General features: G+C 70.4%; 18 protein-coding genes and 1 tRNA gene. 10 read left to right on the top strand and 9 right to left on the bottom strand.

Going from position 1 to position 22506, the window contains the following annotated elements; translation table 11 throughout:
• Nucleotides 1-334: 334 nt before the first annotated feature.
• The 4 genes from hisC to cydD all read left to right on the top strand — a co-directional run bounded on the left by hisC (nucleotide 335) and on the right by cydD (nucleotide 7770).
• On the top strand, nucleotides 335-1414 hold the full coding sequence (hisC, locus tag AB0A61_RS00350; RefSeq protein ID WP_361283703.1) for a histidinol-phosphate transaminase: 1080 nt from the start codon (nucleotides 335-337) through the stop codon (nucleotides 1412-1414).
• Nucleotides 1415-1658: 244 nt separating this feature from the next.
• The gene (locus AB0A61_RS00345; protein ID WP_361283701.1) at nucleotides 1659-3167 is read left to right on the top strand and encodes a cytochrome ubiquinol oxidase subunit I; all 1509 of its coding nucleotides are present in this window, start codon (nucleotides 1659-1661) and stop codon (nucleotides 3165-3167) included.
• A 20-nt stretch (nucleotides 3168-3187) separates the two neighbouring features.
• Nucleotides 3188-4192, top strand: a complete 1005-nt coding sequence (gene cydB / locus AB0A61_RS00340; protein WP_361283699.1) for a cytochrome d ubiquinol oxidase subunit II — start codon at nucleotides 3188-3190, stop codon at nucleotides 4190-4192.
• 50 nt (nucleotides 4193-4242) lie between these two features.
• Nucleotides 4243-7770 (top strand): thiol reductant ABC exporter subunit CydD, encoded by a 3528-nt coding sequence (gene cydD / locus AB0A61_RS00335; protein WP_361283696.1) that lies wholly within the window; start codon nucleotides 4243-4245, stop codon nucleotides 7768-7770.
• Nucleotides 7771-7832: 62 nt separating this feature from the next.
• Here the strand turns inward: cydD and AB0A61_RS00330 are convergent, their stop codons facing one another.
• The 5 genes from AB0A61_RS00330 to AB0A61_RS00310 all read right to left on the bottom strand — a co-directional run bounded on the left by AB0A61_RS00330 (nucleotide 7833) and on the right by AB0A61_RS00310 (nucleotide 12651).
• Nucleotides 7833-8702, bottom strand: coding sequence for an HAD-IIB family hydrolase (locus AB0A61_RS00330; protein ID WP_361283693.1), 870 nt, complete (start codon nucleotides 8700-8702; stop codon nucleotides 7833-7835).
• Between the two features lie 58 nt (nucleotides 8703-8760).
• On the bottom strand, nucleotides 8761-9663 hold the full coding sequence (locus AB0A61_RS00325; protein WP_361283690.1) for an LLM class flavin-dependent oxidoreductase: 903 nt from the start codon (nucleotides 9661-9663) through the stop codon (nucleotides 8761-8763).
• A gap of 41 nt (nucleotides 9664-9704) precedes the next feature.
• Nucleotides 9705-10151, bottom strand: coding sequence for a hypothetical protein (locus AB0A61_RS00320; protein ID WP_361283687.1), 447 nt, complete (start codon nucleotides 10149-10151; stop codon nucleotides 9705-9707).
• Between the two features lie 24 nt (nucleotides 10152-10175).
• Nucleotides 10176-10724, bottom strand: coding sequence for an RNA 2'-phosphotransferase (locus AB0A61_RS00315; protein ID WP_361283685.1), 549 nt, complete (start codon nucleotides 10722-10724; stop codon nucleotides 10176-10178).
• 169 nt (nucleotides 10725-10893) lie between these two features.
• Complete coding sequence (locus AB0A61_RS00310) at nucleotides 10894-12651, bottom strand: SDR family oxidoreductase (protein WP_361283682.1); 1758 nt, start codon at nucleotides 12649-12651, stop codon at nucleotides 10894-10896.
• Between the two features lie 417 nt (nucleotides 12652-13068).
• Between AB0A61_RS00310 and AB0A61_RS00305 the strand changes: the two genes are divergently transcribed.
• From AB0A61_RS00305 to AB0A61_RS00280, 6 genes are all read left to right on the top strand, one after another.
• Nucleotides 13069-14031 carry an ABC transporter ATP-binding protein gene (locus AB0A61_RS00305; protein ID WP_361283679.1) on the top strand — a complete coding sequence of 321 codons (963 nt, stop codon included), beginning with the start codon at nucleotides 13069-13071 and terminating at the stop codon, nucleotides 14029-14031.
• Entirely contained in the window at nucleotides 14021-14929 is a 909-nt protein-coding gene (locus AB0A61_RS00300; RefSeq protein ID WP_361283676.1) for an ABC transporter permease, read from the top strand. Before AB0A61_RS00305 ends, AB0A61_RS00300 begins: the two co-directional genes overlap by 11 nt.
• Nucleotides 14926-15837 (top strand): ABC transporter ATP-binding protein, encoded by a 912-nt coding sequence (locus tag AB0A61_RS00295; RefSeq protein WP_361283673.1) that lies wholly within the window; start codon nucleotides 14926-14928, stop codon nucleotides 15835-15837. The genes AB0A61_RS00300 and AB0A61_RS00295 overlap by 4 nt, the downstream gene beginning before the upstream one ends.
• A 10-nt stretch (nucleotides 15838-15847) precedes the next feature.
• Nucleotides 15848-16567 carry an ABC transporter permease gene (locus tag AB0A61_RS00290; protein WP_361283670.1) on the top strand — a complete coding sequence of 240 codons (720 nt, stop codon included), beginning with the start codon at nucleotides 15848-15850 and terminating at the stop codon, nucleotides 16565-16567.
• A gap of 101 nt (nucleotides 16568-16668) precedes the next feature.
• Nucleotides 16669-16908 (top strand): hypothetical protein, encoded by a 240-nt coding sequence (locus AB0A61_RS00285; protein ID WP_361283667.1) that lies wholly within the window; start codon nucleotides 16669-16671, stop codon nucleotides 16906-16908.
• A 269-nt stretch (nucleotides 16909-17177) separates the two neighbouring features.
• Nucleotides 17178-17264 (top strand) — tRNA-OTHER (locus AB0A61_RS00280).
• A 110-nt stretch (nucleotides 17265-17374) separates the two neighbouring features.
• On the opposite strand, the gene AB0A61_RS00275 is transcribed toward AB0A61_RS00280, so the two are convergent.
• The 4 genes from AB0A61_RS00275 to efeB all read right to left on the bottom strand — a co-directional run bounded on the left by AB0A61_RS00275 (nucleotide 17375) and on the right by efeB (nucleotide 22498).
• Nucleotides 17375-18187, bottom strand: coding sequence for an HAD family hydrolase (locus AB0A61_RS00275; RefSeq protein ID WP_361283664.1), 813 nt, complete (start codon nucleotides 18185-18187; stop codon nucleotides 17375-17377).
• Nucleotides 18184-19461, bottom strand: coding sequence for a serine--tRNA ligase (serS, locus tag AB0A61_RS00270; protein WP_361283661.1), 1278 nt, complete (start codon nucleotides 19459-19461; stop codon nucleotides 18184-18186). Before serS ends, AB0A61_RS00275 begins: the two co-directional genes overlap by 4 nt.
• 540 nt (nucleotides 19462-20001) lie before the next feature.
• Nucleotides 20002-20934 (bottom strand): prephenate dehydratase, encoded by a 933-nt coding sequence (gene pheA, locus AB0A61_RS00265; protein WP_361283658.1) that lies wholly within the window; start codon nucleotides 20932-20934, stop codon nucleotides 20002-20004.
• A gap of 250 nt (nucleotides 20935-21184) precedes the next feature.
• Nucleotides 21185-22498, bottom strand: a complete 1314-nt coding sequence (efeB, locus tag AB0A61_RS00260; protein ID WP_361283655.1) for an iron uptake transporter deferrochelatase/peroxidase subunit — start codon at nucleotides 22496-22498, stop codon at nucleotides 21185-21187.
• Nucleotides 22499-22506: the final 8 nt, after the last annotated feature.

Below are 22506 nucleotides of genomic sequence, written 5' to 3'. Positions count from 1 at the left end.
CAACTGCCTTAGAAACCAAGCAAGTTAAGCGATCCGATGGCAGGACGTGGCGTGGTGGCGCGCATGGGCCTGCCGACCCCGCGATGTTTCGAAGAGGTCTCAACTCACCTTCACGAGGGATGCGCGCCAGGGCGTGAGCTACCGGCGCGTAGATATATGTGCAGTGCGCCCCCTCATTCGTACGCCTTCGTACAGTGATGCCCCTGATGCCAGTGGGACCGGTGGGGTTGCGGGTCTCACGAGAGCGATGCGGCCCGACCCATACGCAGCGGCGCCGAATCCTCATAAGGTGAGCAGTATTCGAAAGCCGGTGGTGGTCACGAGGAGGACTGCGGTGAGCGAGACGAGCCCGAAGCTGCGCGCCGAGCTGGAGGGTATCCCCACCTACAAGCCGGGCAAGCCCGCCGCGGCGGGGGGTGCGGTGGCGTACAAGCTGTCCTCCAACGAGAACCCGTACCCCCCGCTGCCCGGAGTGATGGAGTCGGTGACCGAGGCCGCCTGCTCCTTCAACCGCTACCCGGACATGGCGTGCACGGCCCTGACGAACGAGCTGGCCGAGCGCTTCGGGGTGCCGGCCTCCCATGTGGCGACGGGCACCGGTTCGGTCGGGGTCGCCCAGCAGCTGATCCAGTCCACCAGCGGCCCCGGCGACGAGGTGATCTACGCCTGGCGGTCCTTCGAGGCGTACCCGATCATCACCCGGATCAGCGGCGCGAGCTCGGTCCAGGTGCCGTTGACGCCGGGTGATGTGCACGATCTGGACGCGATGGCGGACGCGATCACCGACCGCACCCGCCTGATCTTCGTCTGCAACCCGAACAACCCGACCGGCACGGTGGTGCGGCGGGCCGAGCTGGAACGCTTCCTGGACCGGGTGCCCGGCGATGTGCTGGTGGTGCTGGACGAGGCCTACCGCGAGTTCATCCGCGACCCCGAGGTGCCGGACGGCGTGATGCTGTACCGGGAGCGACCCAACGTCTGCGTGCTGCGCACGTTCTCGAAGGCGTACGGTCTCGCCGGGCTGCGGGTCGGCTTCGCGATCGCGCACGAGCCGGTGGCGGCGGCGCTGCGCAAGACAGCGGTGCCGTTCGGTGTGAGCGCGATCGCGCAGCAGGCGGCGATCGCCTCGCTGCGGGCCGAGGACGAACTGCTCGGCCGGGTCGGATCTCTGGTGTGCGAGCGCAATCGCGTGGTCGAGGGGCTGCACGCGCAGGGCTGGACGGTGCCCGAGACCCAGGCCAACTTCGTGTGGCTGCGGCTGGGGGAGCGCACTGTCGCCTTTGCCGAGGCGTGCGAGCAGGCGGGCGTGGTGATCCGGCCGTTCCCGGGCGAGGGCGTGCGGGTGACGATCGGGGAGGCCGAGGCGAACGACATCTTCCTGAAGGTGGCGGAAGGGTTCCGCAAGGAGGCCTGAGCGCCGCCCGCGGTTCCTGCGACGGCTGGGGCGGGCTCAGGGTCTCGCAAGGCGGCACTTCTCGCCTCGCGACCTCTGTGCCCGCTTGGGACCCCCCACCCCTCGGACCTCGAACGGCCATGCGTCATAATTGCTTGTGAATGTGAACGCGTTCACAAGCTCGGGAATTAATTGCTCCCGTGATGCGCGTTACGTCCGGTGCAGACCGTCACCGTGACCGCGGCGACGTAAGGAGAGTGACGACGTGAACCTGGCTTTGGCGCCGGAGACACTGGCGCGCTGGCAGTTCGGCATCACGACCGTCTACCACTTCCTGTTCGTTCCCCTGACGATCTCGCTGGCGGCGCTGACGGCCGGGCTGCAGACCGCCTGGGTGCGTACGGAGAAGGAGAAGTACCTCAGAGCGACCAAGTTCTGGGGCAAGCTCTTCCTGATCAACATCGCCATGGGTGTGGTCACCGGCATCGTCCAGGAATTCCAGTTCGGCATGAACTGGTCGGACTACTCCCGCTTCGTCGGGGACGTCTTCGGTGCCCCGCTCGCCTTCGAGGCCCTGATCGCGTTCTTCTTCGAGTCCACCTTCATCGGCCTGTGGATCTTCGGCTGGGACAGGCTGCCGAAGAGGATCCACCTCGCGTGCATCTGGTTGGTCTCGATCGGCACGATCCTGTCGGCGTATTTCATCCTCGCGGCCAACTCGTGGATGCAGCACCCCGTCGGCTACCGCATCAACAAGGCCAGGGGGCGCGCCGAACTCACCGACTTCGGGGCCGTGCTGACCCAGAACACCGCTCTCAGCCAGGCCTTCCACACCCTCTCCGCGGCCTTCCTCACCGGTGGCGCCTTCATGGTCGGAATCGCCGCCTATCACCTCGCGCGCAAGAAGCACGTACGCGAGATGAAGACGTCACTGCGGCTCGGCCTGGTCACCGTCGTCATCGCCGGACTGCTCACCGCGGTCAGTGGCGACGTCCTCGGCAAGGTCATGTTCAGGCAGCAGCCGATGAAGATGGCGGCCGCCGAGGCGCTGTGGGACGGCCAGAAGCCGGCACCCTTCTCGATCTTCGCGTACGGGGACGTGCAGAAGGGGCACAACACCGTTGCCGTCGAGATACCGGGCCTGCTGTCCTTCCTGGCCAACGACGACTTCAGCTCCTATGTCCCCGGCATCAACGACGTGAACAAGGCCGAGCAGCAGAAGTTCGGGCCGGGCGACTACCGGCCCAACATCCCCGTCGCCTTCTGGGGCTTCCGCTGGATGATCGGCTTCGGCATGGCGTCCTTCGGCATCGGCCTGGCCGGCCTCTGGCTGACCCGCAAGAAGTTCATGCTGCCGCGGCATCTGCGGGTGGGCGAGGACGAGGTGCCGCACCTGGTCCTGCTCCCGAACAAGGCACTGGGCCCCCAGCTCACCACCTGGTACTGGCGGATCGCGGTCTGGACCCTGGCCTTCCCGCTGATCGCCAACTCCTGGGGCTGGATCTTCACCGAGATGGGTCGCCAGCCGTGGGTCGTCTACGGCGTACTGCAGACCCGGCAGGCGGTCTCCCCCGGTGTCTCCCAGGCCGAGGTCCTCACCTCGATGACCGTCTTCACGCTGCTCTACGCCGCCCTGGCCGTGGTCGAGGTCAAGCTGCTCGCGAAGTACGTCAAGGCCGGTCCGCCCGAGCTGACGGAGGCCGATCTGAACCCGCCCACGAAGATCGGCGGCGACTCCCGTGACGCCGACAAGCCGATGGCCTTCTCGTACTAGGCCGAGGGAGCTGCACAGTCATGGAACTGCACGACGTCTGGTTCGTCCTCATCGCCGTCCTGTGGACCGGCTACTTCTTCCTGGAGGGTTTCGACTTCGGCATCGGCATCCTCACCAAGCTGCTGGCCCGGAACCGGCCCGAGAAGCGCGTGCTGATCAACACCATCGGCCCCGTCTGGGACGGCAACGAAGTCTGGCTGCTGACCGCGGGCGGCGCGACCTTCGCCGCCTTCCCCGAGTGGTACGCCACGCTCTTCTCCAGCTTCTACCTGCCGCTGCTGACCATCCTGGTCTGCCTGATCGTGCGGGGCGTCGCCTTCGAGTACCGGGCCAAGCGGCCCGAGGAGAAGTGGCAGCGCAACTGGGAGACCGCGATCTTCTGGTGCTCGCTCGTGCCGGCGTTCCTGTGGGGCGTGGCCTTCGGCAACATCGTGCGGGGCGTGAAGATCGATCAGCACTTCGAGTACGTCGGGAACGTGGGGGACCTGTTCAACCCGTACGCGCTCCTCGGCGGACTGGTGACCCTGACCCTGTTCACCTTCCACGGTGCCGTGTTCACGGCTCTCAAGACCGTCGGGGACATCCGGGAGCGGGCGCGGGCACTGGCGTTGCGTGTGGGGCTGCTGACGGCCGTCGTCGCGCTGGCCTTCCTGCTGTGGACACAGGCCGACACGGGTAACGGCAGGAGTCTGGTGGCGCTGATCGTGGCCGTGGTCTCCCTGGTGGCCGCGCTCGTGGCGAACCAGGCAGGACGGGAAGGGTGGTCGTTCGCCCTGTCCGGCCTCACCATCGTGGCCGCCGTGGCCATGCTCTTCCTGTCGCTCTTCCCGGACGTCATGCCGTCCTCGCTGAACGAGCAGTGGAGCCTGACCGTCACCAACGCGTCGTCGAGCCCGTACACCCTGAAGATCATGACCTGGTGCGCGGCGATCGCCACGCCGATCGTCCTGCTCTACCAGGGCTGGACCTACTGGGTCTTCCGCAAGCGGATCGGCACACAGCACATCGCCGAAGCCGCGCACTGAGTCCGACCGGGGTGCGTTTCACGTGAAACGCACCCCTTGGACCGAAGGGCATGTTTCACGTGAAACCGATCGATCCGCGTCTCCTCCGGTACGCCCGTGCCACCCGGTTCTTCCTGACGGCGGTCGTCGGCCTGGGTGCCCTCGGCGCGGGACTGGTCATCGCGCAGGCCATGCTCATCGCCGAGGTGGTGGTCGGTGCCTTCCAGCACCGGATGCCGGTTGCCGAACTGCGCACTCCCCTACTGCTGTTGGCGGCCGTCGCCTGCGGCCGTGCGCTGGTCGCCTGGCTGACCGAGCTCGCCGCGCACCGGGCGAGCGCGGCCGTGAAGTCCGAACTGCGGGGACGGCTGCTGGAGCGTGCCGCGGCGCTCGGTCCAGGATGGCTGGGCGGGCAGCGGACCGGCTCGCTGGTCGCCCTGGCCACGCGGGGCATCGACGCCCTGGACGACTACTTCTCGCGCTACCTGCCGCAGTTGGGCCTCGCCGTGGTCGTCCCGGTGGCGGTGCTGGCCCGGATCGTCACCGAGGACTGGGTCTCGGCGGCCATCATCGTCGGCACCCTGCCGCTCATTCCGCTCTTCATGGTGCTGATCGGCTGGGCCACCCAGTCCCGGATGGACCGGCAGTGGCGGTTGCTGTCTCGGCTGTCGGGCCACTTCCTGGACGTGGTCGCGGGACTGCCCACCCTCAAGGTGTTCGGCCGGGCCAAGGCCCAGGCGGAGTCGATCCGGCGCATCACCGGCGAGTACCGGCGGGCGACCATGCGGACCCTGCGGATCGCCTTCCTCTCCTCGTTCGCGCTGGAACTGCTCGCCACGCTGTCCGTGGCCCTGGTCGCCGTGACGATCGGCATGAGGCTCGTCGACGGCGACATGGACCTGTATGTCGGCCTGGTGATTCTCGTGCTCGCGCCCGAGGCGTATCTGCCGCTGCGGCAGGTGGGCGCGCAGTACCACGCGGCGGCGGAGGGGCTGGCCGCGGCCGAGGAGATCTTCGCCGTACTGGAGACTCCGGTGCCGCAGTCGGGCACCAAGCCCGTTGTCCCGGGAGCCGTGGCCTTCGAGGGCGTGACCGTCCGGTACCCCGGGCGGTCCGCGGCCGCCGTGACGGACGTGTCCTTCACCGTAGAGTCCGGCGAGGCGGTCGCGCTCGTCGGGCCGAGCGGCGCGGGCAAGTCAACGCTGCTGAACGTGCTCCTCGGCTTCGTCCGGCCCACCGAGGGGCTCGTCCGGGTCGGCGGAGCCGATCTCGCCGAGGCCGACCTGGAACAGTGGCGGTCCCGCGTCGCCTGGGTGCCGCAGCGGCCGCACCTGTACGCCGGGACGATCGCCGGGAACGTACGGCTCGCAAAGCCCGACGCGGACGATGCCGCCGTACGGCGGGCGCTCGACGATGCCGGGGCGCTGGAGTTCGTCGACGCCCTGCCCTTGGGCATGGACACCGTGCTCGGCGAGGACGGGGCAGGGCTGTCCGCCGGACAGCGGCAACGGCTCGCGCTCGCCCGGGCCTTCCTCGCGGACCGGCCCGTCCTGCTGCTCGACGAACCGACGGCGGCACTGGACGGGGCGACCGAGGCCCAGATCGTGGAAGCGGTGCGGCGGCTGGCGGCCGGGCGCACGGTGCTGCTCGTGGTGCACCGGCCGGCGCTGCTGGGTGTGGCGGACCGGGTGGTACGGATCGAGGACGTCGAGTCCCACGCTCCCCTGCGGACGGCGACCAGGGGCTCCCAGGCGCGCTCGGTCGAGGTGGAGCCCGGTGGCGTCGCCACGTCGTCCGAACCCGGGGTCGCCACGTCGTCCGAACCCGGGAACGAGGTCACGACGGCCGCCCGTGGCGTGCTCGCCCGGGTTCGCGCGATGTCCGGCCCACGGAGGGGGCGTCTCGCCCTCGCGCTGCTGCTCGGCAGCCTGGCACTGGGCTGCGCCGTCGGCCTGATGGCCACCTCCGGCTGGCTGATCTCACGGGCCTCGCAGCAGCCGCCCGTGCTCTATCTCATGGTGGCCGTCACCGCGACCCGGGCCTTCGGCATCGGCCGGGCCGTCTTCCGGTACGCCGAGCGGCTGGTGTCCCACGACGCGGTGCTGCGGATGCTGGCCGACACCCGGGTGGCCGTCTACCGGCGGCTGGAGCGGCTGGCGCCCGCCGGGCTGCGCGGGACCCGACGGGGTGATCTGCTGACCCGGCTGGTCGCCGACGTGGACGCGCTGCAGGACTACTGGCTGCGCTGGCTGCTGCCCGCAGGCGCCGCGGTGACCGTGTCGGCGTCCTCCGTCGCCTTCACCGCCTGGCTGCTGCCCGAGGCCGGGGCGGTGCTCGCCGCCGGACTGCTTGCGGCCGGGGCCGGTGTCCCGCTGGTCACGGGTGCCGTTGCCCGGCGTGCCGAGCGCCGACTGGCCCCCGCACGCGGGGCGCTGGCGACCCGGGTGACCGACCTGCTCACGGGGACCGCCGAACTGACCGTCGCCGGCGCGCTGCCCGCCCGTACCGGCGAGGCGCGGCAGGCCGACACGGTGCTCACCCGGATTGCCGCCCGGGCCGCTGCCGCCACCGCCCTCGGCGACGGGCTCACCGCGCTGGTCTCCGGGCTGACCGTCGCGGCGGCGGCTCTGGTGGGCGCCCGGGCGGTCGCCGACGGGCGGCTGGGCGGCGTGGCCATGGCCGTCGTGGTACTCACCCCCCTGGCCGCTTTCGAGGCAGTTCTCGGCATGCCGCTCGCCGTGCAGTACCGGCAGCGGGTGCGCAGGAGCGCGGAGCGCGTGCAGGAGGTCCTGGACGCCCCCGAGCCCGTCCGCGAGCCGGAGCGGCCCCGGCAGGCACCCGTCTCGCCGTTTCCGCTCACCGTCAAGGGCCTGACCGCCCGGCATCTCGGACAGGAACGGGACGCGCTCGCCGGGGTGGACCTGACGCTTCGGCAGGGCCGCCGGATCGCCGTGGTCGGGCCGTCCGGGTCGGGCAAGACGACGCTCGCCCAGGTGCTGCTGCGCTTCCTCGACGCGGAGGCGGGCGCCTACACACTGGGCGGGGTCGACGCGTACGCCGTGGACGGCGACGACGTACGACGGCTCGTAGGACTGTGCGCTCAGGACGCGCACCTCTTCGACAGCTCGGTGCGGGAGAACCTGCTCCTGGCGAAGCGGGACGCGTCCGAGGCCGAGCTGCGGGACGCCCTCGCGCGGGCCCGGCTGCTCGACTGGGCCGACACTCTGCCCGACGGACTCGACACACTCGTCGGGGAACACGGCGCGCGGCTGTCCGGCGGACAACGGCAGCGGCTGGCGCTCGCCCGTGCGCTGCTCGCCGACTTCCCGGTCCTGGTGCTCGACGAGCCCGCCGAGCATCTCGACCTGCCGACGGCCGATGCGCTCACCGCCGATCTGCTGGCCGCCACCGAGGGCCGTACGACGCTCTTCATCACGCACCGGCTGGCGGGGCTGGAGGCCGTCCACGAGGTGATCGTGCTGGACGAGGGGCGCGTGGTGCAGCGGGGCCCGTACGCGGAGCTGGCCACCGTGCCGGGACCGCTCCTGGGGATGATCGAGCGTGAGAGGGAGACCGAGCTGCTCGCGGGGACGCGCTGACTCCGGGCGACCCGGCTGCTGCGCCACGCCGACGGCCTGGAGCGGAGCCGAGCGTCCCTGGGTCAGAGCCGATCGGCCAGCATTCGTTCGATCACGACGGCGACCCCGTCGTCGTTGTTGGCGACGGTACGGCCGGACGCTGCGGCGATGACGTCCGGATGTGCGTTGCCCATGGCGTAGGACCGGCCTGCCCAGGTGAGCATCTCGACGTCGTTCGGCATGTCTCCGAAAGCGACGACCTCCTCGTGTGAGATGCCCCGCTCGGCACAGCACAGGGCGAGTGTGCTGGCCTTGGAGACTCCGGGGCCGCTGATCTCCAGCAGGGCGCTGGGGCTGGACCGGGTGATCGTGGCCCGGTCCCCGACGGCGAGGCGCGCGAGGGTGAGGAAGGCGTCGGGGTCGAGCGTGGGGTGGTAGGCGAGGATCTTCAGGATCGGCTGACCGGCACCGGCCCCGCCCGGCGCCAGCAGTTCCTCGGCCGGAGCGAGGCTGTCCGGTATCTCCATGTGCAGCTTCGGATACTCCGGCTCCTGGTAGAAGCCGTAAGTCTGCTCGACCGCGTACACCGTGCCCGGCGCCGCCTCGCGGACCAGCCGCACGGCGTCCAGGGCGTTCTCCCGTGCCAGGTCCCGCACCTTCACGAAGCGGTGGGCGCTGGGGCCGCCGTGCAGGTCGACCACGGCGGCGCCATTGCCGCAGATCGCCAGGCCGTGGCCGTGCACATGGTCGCTGACCACGTCCATCCAGCGGGCCGGGCGACCGGTGACGAAGAAGACCTCGATGCCCGCCTCCTCGGCGGCGGCCAGGGCGGCGATCGTGCGGGGGGACACCGACTTGTCGTCCCGCAGCAGAGTTCCGTCGAGATCAGTGGCGATCAGCCGCGGCGGAAGAGCGGCGGGCGGGGTCTCGGGCTGTCGAGTCGCTGAGGTCACCCGGCCATTGTCACGTATGCGCCTGCACGGCCGTGCGCGACTCCGCACAGGTGAGAGGTCACCCCAGCTGGGCGACGGCCTCCATGGCGATCTGCTCGAACACCTTCTCGTCGGCGGCGAAGTCCGAGTCGGGGATCGGCCAGTGGATCACGATCTCGGTGAAGCCCAGCTCCTGGTGCCGGCCTGCGAAGTCCACGAAGGCGTCGAGGGACTCCAGCGGACGCCCGCGGTCCGGCGTGAAGCCGGTCAGCAGGATCTTGTCGAGAGAGGAGACGTCCCGGCCGGTCTCGGCACACGCCTGGGCCAGCTTTTCGGCCTGCCCGTGCAGGGCCTGGACCGACTGCTGCGGGGTGCCGTTCTTGTACAGCTTCGGGTCGCCCGTCGTCACCCATGCCTGCCCGTACCGCGCGGCGATCCGCAGGCCGCGCGGGCCCGTGGCGGCCACGGCGAACGGCAGCCGGGGACGCTGTACACAGCCGGGGATGTTGCGCGCCTCGTGCGCCGAGTAGAAGGTGCCCTCGTACGACACCGCGTCCTCGGTCAGCAGCCGGTCGAGCAGCGGAACAAACTCGGCCAGGCGGTCGGCCCGCTCACGCGGACTCCACGGCTCCTGACCGAGCGCGGTCGCGTCGAAGCCGGTACCGCCCGCGCCGATGCCGAGGTTGATCCGGCCACCGGAGATGTCGTCGAGAGAGATCAGCTCCTTGGCGAGGGTGACCGGGTGCCGGAAGTTCGGCGAGGTCACCAGCGTCCCCAGGCGCAGCCGGTCGGTCACGGCCGCGGCGGCGGTCAGCGTCGGCACCGCGCCGAACCACGGGCCGTCCCGGAAGCTGCGCCAGGACAGGTGGTCGTAGGTGTAGGCGGTGTGGAAGCCGAGCTGTTCGGCACGCGTCCATGCCGAACGGCCGCCCTCGTGCCAGCGGCGGTACGGGAGGATCACGGTGCTCAGACGCAGACTCATGAGCCCGAGCGTAAGTGCCGTAGGTGTTTCACGTGAAACGGTCACCGTGTGCGACGGCTCAGCCACGGAGTGAGCGTGATCACCGGGATCCGTTCCTTGTGCGCGCGGTCGCCGGGCATCGGCACGACCAGCTGACAGCCCGGTGGGAAGCGGCGCACCTTCACGTACGCCAGGTCCCCGAAGACGGAGCGCAGAAAGGCGGGTACATCGTCGCGGGGCAGATCCGGACACTCGACGCCCTCGACGGTGATCAGGGCGTCGTCCTCCGGGTAGAGGCGCACGGTCACCCGCGGCACGCCGCCGAACTCGACGAACGCCTCGTGCGGGAGCGAACCGTCCGGGTCGGTCGTGACGCCGACTCCCGCGGCGCTGCGGCGTGAGGTCTGGTCCGCGCCGATGTCGTGGGTCACCTCGATCTCGCGCGCGTACCCGACGGCGATCGCCCGGCAGGCGGTGACGGCGGCTTCGGTGGTCGGCAAATGGTCCATACCGCTGATCACGACGGAACGGGGTCAGCGGTTGCGGGGAAACCGCAGGTACTGCGGGGGCACCGCCTTTGTCAGCCAGACTCCGTTGGCGCTCACGTGGAAGACATGGCCGTCGCGGTGCATGGCGGCGGCGTCCACGCCGAGCACGACCGGGCGCCCGCGGCGGGCGCCCACGCGGGTGGCGGTCTCCCGGTCGGGCGACAGATGGACGTCGTGGCGGTTCATCGGCCGCAGCCCCTCGGCACGGATCGCCGCCAGGCCGCCTGTCACGGTCCCGTGGTAGAGGTACGGCGGCGGGGTCGCCGCCGGCAGTCCGAGGTCGACCTCGGTGCTGTGGCCCTGGCTGGCGCGGATCCGGCCACCCTCGATCGCGAAGCGCCGCTTGTCGTTGGTGGCGACCACATGGTCCAGTTCCTCGCGCGTGAACCGGAAGCCGTGGGCGGCCGCCGCCGCGATCAGGGAGTCGATCCCGACCCAGCCGCCCTCGTCCAGGGTCAGTCCGATGCGCTCCGGCTGGTGGCGCAGGTGCTTCGACAGGTATTTCGACACCTTCACGGTGCGTCTTTCGTCCATCCCACCAGCCTGCCGGGAGAGACGAGGGTCACGCAGTTCATTTATCCGCGGAGGTTTGGTCCACAACAAACGGGGGTTATCCACAGGTGAATCGCTGAAACTGTGGACAACCGCCGCTCTTCTCAAGGCAGTTGTCACCGTGGCCGACGGAGTCGGTCCCGGCAGTCGATCACAACGGCGGCTCCATGCGTGCCAGCCTTCGCAGCGCCCGTGGGCTGAAGCGGGACAGCGCGTGGAAGACACGGGCCTCGGGCGTCACCGGTACCACCGCCTCGTTGCGGGCGACCGCGCGCAGGATCGCGGCGGCGACCTTTTCCGGAGGGTAGTTGCGCAGCCCGTACAGCCGCGCGGTGCGTTGCTGCCGGCGCTTCTCCTCCTCGGCGTCGACACCGGCGAAGCGTGCCGTCGAGGTGATGTTGGTGTTGACGAAGCCAGGACAGATGGCGGTCACGCCGATGCCCTGCCCGGCCAGTTCGGCGCGCAGGCACTCGCTGAGCATCAGCACCGCCGCCTTGGAGGTGCTGTACGCGGGCAGCGCCTTCGAGGGCTGGTAGGCCGCCGCGGAGGCGATGTTGACGATGTGCCCGCCCTGCGCGCGCTCGGCCATCTGCCGTCCGAAGAGGCGGCAGCCGTGGATGACGCCCCACACGTTGACGTCGAGGACCTTCTTCCAGTCCTCCGGGGTGGTGTCGAAGAACGAGCCGGAGAGGCCGATGCCGGCGTTGTTCACCAGCACGTCCACCACGCCGTACTCGGCGGCGACCTTCTCGGCGAGCTTCTCCATGGCCTGCTCGTCGGACACGTCGGCCGGTTCCGCCCAGGCGGCCGGCGCACCGGCCTGCCGGGACAGCTCGGCGGTGCGGGCCGCGGCCTCCGCGTCCCGGTCGACGGCCACCACGCGCGCCCCGGCCTCGGCGAACGCCAACGCCGTGGCCCGCCCGATGCCGCTGCCCGCGCCGGTGACCAGCACGAGCCGGCCGCCGTAGCGGTCGGCGTACCTGCCGGTGGCGGCGGGCACCGGCCGACCGCCCTCCGCGGCGGTCGCGAACTCCGTGATCCAGGCCGCCAGCTGGTCGGGACGGGTGCGAGGGATCCAGTGCTGGGCGGGGAGCGTGCGGCGCACCAACTGCGGCGTCCACCGCTCCAGGTCGTCGTAGAGCTTCTCCGACAGGAACGCGTCCTGCAGCGGTGTGATGAGCTGCACGGGCGCGTGCGCGTAGGCGTCCGTGCGCGGCCTGCGCAGCCGGGCCCGCACGTTGTCCCGGTACAGCCAGGTGCCGTGCGCTGCGTCCTCGGGGAGCGACGAGGTCGGGTAGTCGCTGCCGGGAACCTTCTCGACGCGCCGGAGGATCTTCGGCCAGCGCCTGCCCAGCGGACCGCGCCAGGCCAGTTCGGGCAGCGCGGGTGTGTGCAGCAGGTACACGTACCAGGACTTGGCGCCCTGGCCGAGGAGCTGGCCGACCCGGCGCGGGGTGGGGCGCTTCAGGCGCCGGTCGATCCAGTGGCCGAAATGGTCGAGAGACGGCCCGGACATCGACGTGAAGGAGGCGATCCGGCCCTCGGTGCGCCGTACGGTGACGAACTCCCAGGACTGCACCGAGCCCCAGTCGTGCCCGACCAGGTGCACCGGCCGGTCCGGGCTGACGGCGTCCACGACCGCCAGGAAGTCGTCCGTGAGCTTCTCCAGTGTGAAGCCGCCGCGCAGCGGCCGGGGTGCCGTGGAACGCCCGTGTCCCCGGACGTCGTAGAGCACGACGTGGAAGCGCCCTGCGAGGCGCTCGGCCACCTCCGACCAGACCTCCTTGCTGTCCGGATAGCCGTGCACCAGGACGACCGTCGGCTGCCTCGGGTCCCCCAGCTCGGCCACGCACAGCTCGACCCCGCCGGTCCTCACCCAGCGTTCCCGCGCGCCCTTCAGCGTCGTCACATCTCCTCCGCCCAGCGCCGCATGTGCGGCATCGTCGTCCGCAAAGAAGGCGTTCTCCTGGATCCGGGAGTCGGTCAGGTCCGGATCCGGGAGTCGGTCAGCTCCGGATCCGGGAGTCGGTCAGCTCCCGATCCCGGAGTCGGTCAGCTGCGGATCCCGGAGTCGGTCACCACCAGGATCTCCTGGAACTTCGCGCCCGTGCCGCTGTTTCGCTGTCGGACCCGGACGGCCCTGGCGACTGTTCCAGTTGTTAGACCACGCGTCAATAGTGGTGCATGGCAGGCCGGTGGTACCGGGAGCGCGTGAGACCTGAGGGTGTGACCCCTAGGGCCCCCGTAATACTGGAGTCGGACTCCAAGACGGCTCTGCGGTCTGACGACTGGCGTGGCCCGCGTCACTACTGTCGAAGATGTGACTGTGATCGCGACCGAAAGCCTGAGCAAGCGGTTCCCCCGGGTGACCGCACTTGACCGGCTCTCTGTGGACGTCGGACCCGGTGTGACCGGACTGGTCGGCGCCAACGGAGCCGGCAAGTCCACACTGATCAAGATACTGCTGGGTCTGTCCCCCGCCACGGAGGGCCGCGCCGAGGTGCTCGGCCTGGACGTCGCCACCAAGGGCGCCGCCATCCGCGAGCGTGTCGGCTACATGCCGGAGCACGACTGCCTGCCGCCGGACGTCTCGGCCACCGAGTTCGTCGTCCACATGGCGCGCATGTCCGGCCTGCCGCCCACCGCCGCGCGCGAGCGCACTGCGGACACGCTGCGCCACGTCGGCCTGTACGAGGAGCGCTACCGCCCCATCGGCGGCTACTCGACCGGCATGAAGCAGCGGGTGAAGCTGGCCCAGGCCCTGGTGCACGACCCGCAGCTGGTCTTCCTGGACGAGCCGACCAACGGCCTGGACCCGGTCGGCCGCGACGACATGCTCGGCCTGATCCGCCGTATCCACACCGACTTCGGCATCTCGGTCCTGGTCACCTCACATCTGCTGGGCGAGCTGGAGCGCACCTGCGACCACGTCGTCGTCATCGACGGCGGCAAGCTCCTGCGCTCCAGCTCTACCACGGACTTCACACAGACCACGACCACCCTCGCCGTCGAGGTCACCGACAGCGACGAGCACCCGGACGGCACCCGCGCGGTGCGCGACGCGCTCCACGCGCGCGGGGTGACCACCGAGGACGGCAGCGGACTGCCCGGCGCGGGCCACATGCTGCTGCTGACCGCCCAGGGCGAGGAGACCTACGACCTGGTGCGCGACGTGGTCGCCGAGCTCGGCCTCGGCCTGGTGCGCATGGAGCAGCGACGGCACCACATCTCGGAAGTCTTCAAGGACAGCGACGCCCAGCGGAAGGAGGCCGTCGGCCATGGCAGTTGAGCACACCGCAGCGACCCCGCCGGGTGACCAGACCCGCATCCACAACATCGGCTACCGCACCTACGACGGCCCCCGTCTCGGCCGCGCCTACGCCCGCCGCTCGCTCTACTCGCAGTCGCTGCGCGGTGCCTACGGCCTCGGCCGCTCGGTGAAGTCGAAGGTGCTGCCGATCCTGCTGTTCATCGTGATGTGCGTGCCCGCGGCCATCATGGTGGCCGTGGCCGTCGCCACCAAGGCGAAGGAACTGCCCGTCGAGTACACGCGCTACGCGATCCTCATGCAGGCCGTCATCAGCCTCTACGTCGCCTCGCAGGCACCCCAGTCCGTCTCGCGGGACCTGCGCTTCAAGACGGTGCCGCTGTACTTCTCGCGCCCCATCGAGACCGCCGACTACGTCCGCGCCAAGTACGCGGCGCTGGCCTCGGCGCTGTTCATCCTGACCGCCGCCCCGCTGCTGGTGCTCTATGTGGGCGCGCTGCTGGCCAAGCTCGACTTCGCGCACCAGACCAAGGGATTCGCCCAGGGGCTCGTCTCCGTGGCACTGCTCTCACTGCTCTTCGCCGGCATCGGCCTGGTCATCGCCTCGGTCACCCCGCGCCGTGGCTTCGGCATCGCGGCCGTCATCGCCGTGCTGACCATCTCCTACGGCGCGGTGTCCGTGCTCCAGGCCATCGCCGACGCGCAGAGCAACACCGGCGTGATCCCCTGGATCGGCCTGTTCTCGCCCGTCACGCTCATCGACGGTTTGCAGTCGGCCTTCCTGGGCGCGACCGCCCGCAACCCCGGGAGCGTCGCCCCGACGACCGCGGAAGGCGTGGTCTACGTCCTCGTCGTCCTCGGTGTCATCGCCGCCAGCTACGGCCTCCTCCTGCGCCGCTACCGGAAGGTGGGACTGTGACCACGCTCTCCATCGACCACGTCTCCCGCTGGTTCGGCAACGTGGTCGCCGTCAACGACATCACCATGACGATCGGCCCCGGCGTCACCGGCCTGCTCGGTCCCAACGGCGCCGGGAAGTCCACCCTGATCAACATGATGGCCGGCTTCCTCGCCCCCTCCGCCGGCACCGTCACGCTCGACGGGCAGCCGGTGTGGCGCAACGAGGACATCTACCGGCACATCGGCATCGTCCCCGAGCGGGAGGCGATGTACGACTTCCTCACCGGTCGCGAGTTCGTCGTCGCCAACGCCGAGCTGCACGGCCTGGGCGCCAAGGCCGCCCAGCGGGCGCTGGCCACGGTCGAGATGGAGTACGCGCAGGACCGGAAGATCGCCACGTACTCCAAGGGCATGCGGCAGCGCGTGAAGATGGCCTCCGCACTCGTGCACGACCCCTCCCTGCTGCTGCTCGACGAACCGTTCAACGGCATGGACCCGCGCCAGCGCATGCAGTTGATGGACCTGCTGAAGCGGATGGGTGACGAGGGCCGCACGGTGCTGTTCTCCTCCCACATCCTGGAGGAGGTCGAGCAGCTCGCCTGGCACATCGAGGTCGTCGTCGCGGGGCGGCACGCGGCCAGCGGCGACTTCCGCAAGATCCGCCGGCTGATGACCGACCGCCCGCACCGGTACCTGGTGCGCTCCAGCGACGACCGCGCGCTGGCGGCCGCGCTGATCGCCGATCCGTCGACGTCCGGCATCGAGGTCGACCTCGCCGAGGGCGCCCTGCGCATCCAGGCCGTCGACTTCGGCCGGTTCACCGCCCTGCTGCCCAGGGTGGCCCGGGACCACGGCATCCGGCTGTACACGGTCTCGCCGTCCGACGAGTCGCTTGAATCCGTCTTCTCGTACCTGGTCGCGGCGTAGGAGGCCAAAGATGTACGACCCCACAGTCGCCCGGCTCACCTACCGGGCCCTGCTCGGCCGTCGCCGGGCCCTCATCCTCGGCGCGCTTCCGCTGCTGCTGATCGTCATCGCCGTCGCAGTGCGTGCCCTCGCCGGCGCCGACGATCAGACGGCCGTGAACGTCCTGGGCGGACTCGCGCTCGCCACCATGGTGCCGATCATCGGCGTCATCGCGGGCACCGGCGCGATAGGGCCCGAGATCGACGACGGTTCGGTGGTATACCTGCTGTCCAAGCCGCTGAAGCGGCCCACGATCATCTTCACCAAGCTGATCGTGGCGATCGCGGTCACGATGGTGTTCTCGGCGGTGCCGACGTTCGTCGCCGGACTGATCCTCAACGGCAACGGCCAGCAGATCGCAGTGGCCTACACCGTGGCCGCACTGGTTGCCTCGATCGCCTACGCGGCGCTCTTCCTCCTGCTCGGCACGGTCTCGCGGCACGCGGTGGTCTTCGGACTGGTCTACGCACTCGTCTGGGAGGCGCTGTTCGGCTCGCTGGTGCCCGGCGCGCGCACGCTCAGCGTGCAGCAGTGGGCGCTGGCCGTGGCCCACAAGGTGGCCGGCGGGGATCTGGTGACCTCGGACGTCGGGCTGCCGACGGCGACCGTGCTGCTGGTGACGGTGACCGTACTGGCCACCTGGTACGCCGGGCAGAAACTGCGGTCGCTGACGCTGGCCGGCGAGGAGTGACGGTCCCGGTGGGAGCCGATGGGCTCCCACCGGCCTTGACGGGGACTTCACCTCTGTCCGGGCACACTGGGCAATGCGGACGGACGGCCAGGAGGACGGAGATGGCAGGCGAGATACCGGAGAGCGACGGTCGCGGGCGGGCCGGGGACACGTGGGACGACGTCGTCCTGGACGAGGGTTTCGTGCGGTCCGCCGAGACCGCCGAGCCGTCCGCGCGGGCACGGATGCTCGCCGCGCGCTGGCGCCGTGAGGAGCCCGAGCCGCAGCCGTGGCGTTCCGACGAGCCGCCCGCCGGGTGGTTCTTCAGCAAGGTGCGTCGGCGCAGGTGGCGGCGGGGCTGACCCGGCTCGGAAGCAGGCTAATTCGGTGGCGCCGAAGTCGTTGTGACGGCACAGTGGTGGTGTCCACGACGCCGGATCGGACCGGCGCCACGTACAGGGAGTGGAGCCGGGCGATGTCCATGCACGACAGTACGCCCAGCTCCCGTCAGGGCAGCCCGCGGCGGGCTCCGGAGTAGTCGTTACCCTCCGTCGAGCCCGCCCCGCACGGGGAGCTGCCCGGGGCGGCCGCTTCGAGCACGCGATGCGTTCGTCGCGTGGGCCGCCCACCCGGAGGATTGGCCGAGTGGCAAGGCACCGGCTTGGTTCAAGCCGTGGTCGGGGTGATCCCCGCGCACGTTCGATCCGTGCATCCTCCACGAGACGCTGTCGCCGTGACCTTGACCGGGTACTCGGCTCGGGTCACGCGTGCCGCGCCGGGTGACGGCGACGGTGCGTAGCGGACCCGGGGTGATCCGAACGACACCCCCTAGCCCAGCAGCCGCTCCAGCACCACCGCGATGCCGTCCTCCTCGTTCGAGGTCGTCACCTCGTCGGCCACCGCCTTCAGTTCCTCATGGGCGTTGGCCATCGCCACGCCGCGCGCCGCCCAGGCGAACATCGGGATGTCGTTGGGCATGTCGCCGAAGGCGATGGTGTCCGCGGCCCTGGCCCGCAGGCGGCGTGCCGCCAGGGACAGGCCCGTGGCCTTGGACAGGCCGAGGGGGAGGAGTTCGACGATGCCCTCGCCCGCCATGGTCACCGTGACGAAGCCGCCCGCGGTCTGCCGGGCCACCTCGGCCAGTTCGTCGTCCGTCAGGGTCGGGTGCTGGACGTAGATCTTGTTCAACGGGGCGCTCCACAGGTCCGACGCCTCGGTGAACGGGGTCGCCGGGAGCTTGCCCGTGAGCGCGTAGCCCGGTCCCACCAGGACCTCGCCGTCCAGACCGTCGCGGCTCGCCGCCAGGTACAGCGGGCCGACCTCCGCCTCGATCTTGGCCAGGGCCACACCCGCCAGCTGACGGTCCAGGGTCACCGATGTCAGCAGACGGTGTTCCCCGACGTCGTACACCTGGGCCCCCTGGCCGCACACCGCGAGACCCCGGTAGCCGAGTTCGTCCAGGATGTGCCGGGTCCAGGGGACCGCACGCCCGGTGACGACGATGTGCGCGGCACCCGCCGCGGCGGCCGCCCCGAGCGCCTCACGGGTGCGCCCCGACACCGACTCGTCGCCACGCAGGAGCGTTCCGTCGAGGTCGGTCGCGATCAGTTTGTAGGGGAACGCCGGGGCGGCGGCGCTCACTTGGCCACCGGTTCCAGGACCTCCCGGCCGCCGAGGTAGGGACGCAGCACCTTCGGCACGTACACGGAGCCGTCGGCCATCTGGTGGTTCTCCAGGAGCGCGACGATCGTGCGGGGCACCGCGCACAGCGTGCCGTTGAGCGTCGCCAGCGGGCGGACGGTCTTGCCGTCGCGGGCCCGGATGTGCAGGCGCCGGGACTGGAACTCGCCGCAGTCCGAGGTCGACGTCAGCTCGCGGTACTTGCCCTGGGTCGGGATCCAGGCCTCGCAGTCGAACTTGCGCGTGGCCGAGGCGCCCAGGTCACCCGAGGCGACGTCGATGACCCGGAACGGCAGCTCCAGTGACGACAGCCACTGCTTCTCCCACTCCAGCAGCCGCCCGTGCTCCTCCTGCGACTCCTCCGGGTTGACGTAGGAGAACATCTCGACCTTGTCGAACTGGTGCACGCGGAAGATGCCCCGCGTGTCCTTGCCGTGCGAGCCGGCCTCGCGGCGGAAGCAGGGCGAGAAGCCCGCGTAGCGCAGCGGCAGCCGGTCGGCGTCGATGATCTCGTCCATGTGGTACGCCGCCAGCGGCACCTCCGACGTGCCGACCAGGAAGAGGTCGTCCTTGTCGAGGTGGTAGACGTCCTGGGCGGCCTGGCCGAGGAAGCCCGTGCCGGCCATCGCCTGCGGGCGGACCAGCGCCGGGGGCAGCATCGGGGTGAAGCCGGCTGCCGTCGCCTGGGCGATCGCCGCGTTCACCAGGGCCAGCTCCAGCAGGGCGCCGATGCCGGTGAGGAAGTAGAAGCGGGAACCGGAGACCTTGGCCGCGCGCTCCACGTCGATCGCGCCGAGGAGCTGGCCGAGCTCCAGGTGGTCCTTGGGCTCGAAGCCCTCGGCGGCGAAGTCGCGGATCGTGCCGTGGGTCTCCAGCGTGACGAAGTCCTCCTCGCCGCCGACCGGGACGTCGGGGTGGACGAGGTTGCCGAGCCGGAGCAGGAGCTCCTGGGTCTCGGCGTCGGCCGCGTCGCGCTCGGCGTCGGCCGCCTTGACGTCGGCGGCGAGCTGGCCGGCCTTCTTCAGCAGCTCGGCCTTCTCGTCCCCGGTGGCCTTGGGGATCAGCTTGCCGAGCGCTTTCTGCTCGGCGCGCAGCTCGTCGAAGCGGACGCCGGACGACCTGCGCCGCTCGTCGGCAGACAGGAGAGCGTCGACGAGCGCGACATCCTCTCCACGGGCGCGCTGCGACGCGCGCACACGGTCGGGGTCCTCACGGAGCAGGCGAAGGTCAATCACGCGGTCAAGGCTACCGGTGCCGCGTTCCACGCCACGACTCAGTATTCCGAACCAGGGCTTACCTACCGTTATGGAGGAATTGCGCAACGTGTCAATAAAAGGTCACCTGCTCCCTGGAACGGGGCACGCGACGGGCGCCGGGTTGACCTGATTCCCTTGTGCGGGAAGGGACTTGGCGGCCTGGTTGTCCACAGGAATCCACACCCTCCGGAGAGTTATCCACAGGCTGTGCGGAAGGTCTGTGGATTTCGGAATTGATCACTCCGGAAGCTGTGGCCAGTGAGAAGAATTCCCAGCCCAAACCCGGTCGAAGCCCACTTTTGAGTGGAAAAACGTCGCCCCAAAAGATGAATCAAAGGAAACGGGTGGACGAAGGGTGATGCGCGGTTCGGTGGCCGCACCAGGGGGTCGCAGGGAGATTTGTCGACCGAGTGGTGATCCATTGTCGACTTGTCCCCAGATCGAGATGGGCACCTGTGGATAACGCCTGTGGATAACGAAGATCTGCAGGTAGGACCGGTCAGGAACGTTCACGTCCGGCTAGAAACGGCCATCCTGGCAGCGCGCCACCCAGTCCGCCGCCCCCGCGAACTCCGCGTCCGAGGTCCCGGTCAGCGGAGGCCGTACGTCCGTCACGCCGATGTCCGCGCGCGGGTACGAGCCGAGATACCGCACCTGGAGACAGATCCGCTTCAGCCCCATCAGCGCCTCGGCCATCCGGCGGTCGCTGATGTGGCCTTCGGCGTCGATGCAGAAGCAGTAGTTGCCGATTCCGGCACCCGTCGGGCGGGACTGCAGCAGCATCAGGTTGATGCCCCGGGTGGCGAACTCGCCCAGCAGGTCGCGCAGCCCGCCGGGGTGGTCGTCGCGCTGCCACAGGACCACGGAGGTCTTGTCCGCGCCGGTGGGCGCCGCGGGCCGGGCCGGCCGGCCGACCAGCACGAACCGGGTCTGCGCGTTCTCGGCGTCGTGGATCCCCGTCTCCAGGGGTTTCAGACCGTACCGGGCGGCCGCGAACTCACCCGCGAAGGCGGCGTCGTAGCGGCCCTCCTGCACCAGACGGGCGCCGTCGGCGTTGGAGGCGGCCGACTCCCAGGTGACGTCCGGCAGGTTGGCCTTCAGCCAGTTGCGCACCTGGGGCTGGGCGGCCGGGTGGGCGGTGACCGTCTTGATGTCGGACAGCTTCGTGCCGGGCCTGACCAGCAGAGCGAAGGTGATCGACAGCAGCACCTCGCGGTAGATCATCAACGGCTCGCCCGCGACCAGTTCGTCGAGCGTGGTGGTGATGCCGCCCTCGACGGAGTTCTCGATCGGCACGAACGCCGCCTCGGCCTCGCCGGCGCGCACCGCGTCCAGCGCGGACTGCACGGACACGTAGGGGACCAGTTCCCGGGTGGCCGCCTCCGGAAGCGTGCGCAGGGCGACTTCGGTGAAGGTGCCCTCGGGGCCGAGGTACGCGTAGCTGGCTGGCATGACCTCACCCTAATGGGCGCCCGGGAACACGGCCCGTGCGTCTCACCGACAGCCGCCCCAGTGAGTGAACCGGCGCGTGACCTCGGCCCTCGGCCCTCCGCCCTCGGCCTTCGGACTTCCGCCCTCCGCCCTCAGCCCTCCGCCCTCAGCCCTCCGCCCTCGGCCCTCCGCCCTCGGCCTTCGGACTTCCGCCCTCCGCCTTCCGCCCTCGGCCCTCGGACTTCCGCCCTCCGCCCTCAGCCTTCGGCACTCAGCCCTCCAGCAGCCGCTGCCCCACGTACTCGCCCGTTGCCGCCCCGCCCGGGACCGCGAACAGCCCGCTGGCCTCGTGCCGGATGAACTGCGACAGCGCGTCGCCCCGGTCGAGCTTGCGCTGCACCGGGACGAAGCCGCGCAGCGGGTCCGCCTGCCAGCAGACGAACAGCAGACCCGCGTCCGGTACCCCGTTCGCGTCGAAGCCGTCGTGGTACGAGAAGGGGCGGCGCAGCATCGCCGCGCCCCCGTTCTGGTCGGGGCGGGTGATTCGGGCGTGTGCGTTGAGGGGAACGACGAGGTTGCCCCGGGAGTCCGTCTTCTCCAGGTCCATGGCGGTGGTCTCGGTGCCCCCGCTCAGCGGCGCGCCGTCGGACTTGCGGCGCCCGATGACGTTCTCCTGGTCCGTGGGCGACAGCTTCTCCCAGTCGTCCAGGAGCATCCGGATCCGGCGGACGACGGCGTAGGAGCCGCCTGCCATCCAGGCCGGGTCGTTCGAGCCGGACGCGGGCACGAAGATCCGTTTGTCGAAGTCGGTCTCGGACGGCTTCGGGTTGCGGGTGCCGTCGATCTGGCCCATGAGGTTGCGGGCCGTCATGGGGTGGGCGGTGGCACCCGGGCTGCGGTTGAAGCCGTTCATCTGCCAGCGGATGCGGGCGGCGCCGCCCGTGTCCTTCTGGAGCGCGCGCAGGGCGTGGAAGGCGACCAGCGCGTCGTTCGCGCCGATCTGCACCCACAGGTCGCCGTTGCTGCGCGCCTTGTCGAGCCGGTCGGAGGAGAAGTCCGGCAGCGGGTCGAGGGCGACCGGCCGCTGCTTCTGCAGGCCGGTGCGGTCGAAGAAGCTGTGGCCGAAGCCGAAGGTTACCGTCAGGGACGAAGGCCCCGCGTCACGGGCGACGCCGGTGTCGTCGTGGGCGGCCGCCTCGCCCGCCATCAGCCGCTCGGCCGTCGCCGACCAGCGGCGCAGCAGTGCGACCGCCTCCTTGCGGCCCGCACCCGCCGCCAGGTCGAAGGCGACCAGGTGGCCGCAGGACTGCAGCGCGTCGGTGATGCCGGGCTGATGTTTCCCGTGAAACATCGCGCGGTCCGAGCCCAGCGAGGTGAGCGGGACGGCGGCCGAGGGGGCGGCCGCGTACCCCACGCCCGCACCCGCCGTGCCCAGCACAAGACCGGTGGCACCGGCGGTGCCGAGCAGCCGCCGCCGCGACACACCCTGCGCTTCGGTGGCGTTGTCGGCGGCTCCGTCCCTGGGGGCGATCACCGTGGGCCGGGACTTCGGGCGGGCGGCCTCCGGGGTGGACTGGTCAGCCATGGTGGGGT

The sequence above is a fragment of the Streptomyces sp. NPDC046197 genome (genome assembly GCF_040646295.1).
Taxonomy (GTDB): domain Bacteria; phylum Actinomycetota; class Actinomycetes; order Streptomycetales; family Streptomycetaceae; genus Streptomyces.
Note: the sequence above shows the minus strand (reverse complement) of the source record. Positions and strands in the feature narration are given on the sequence as shown.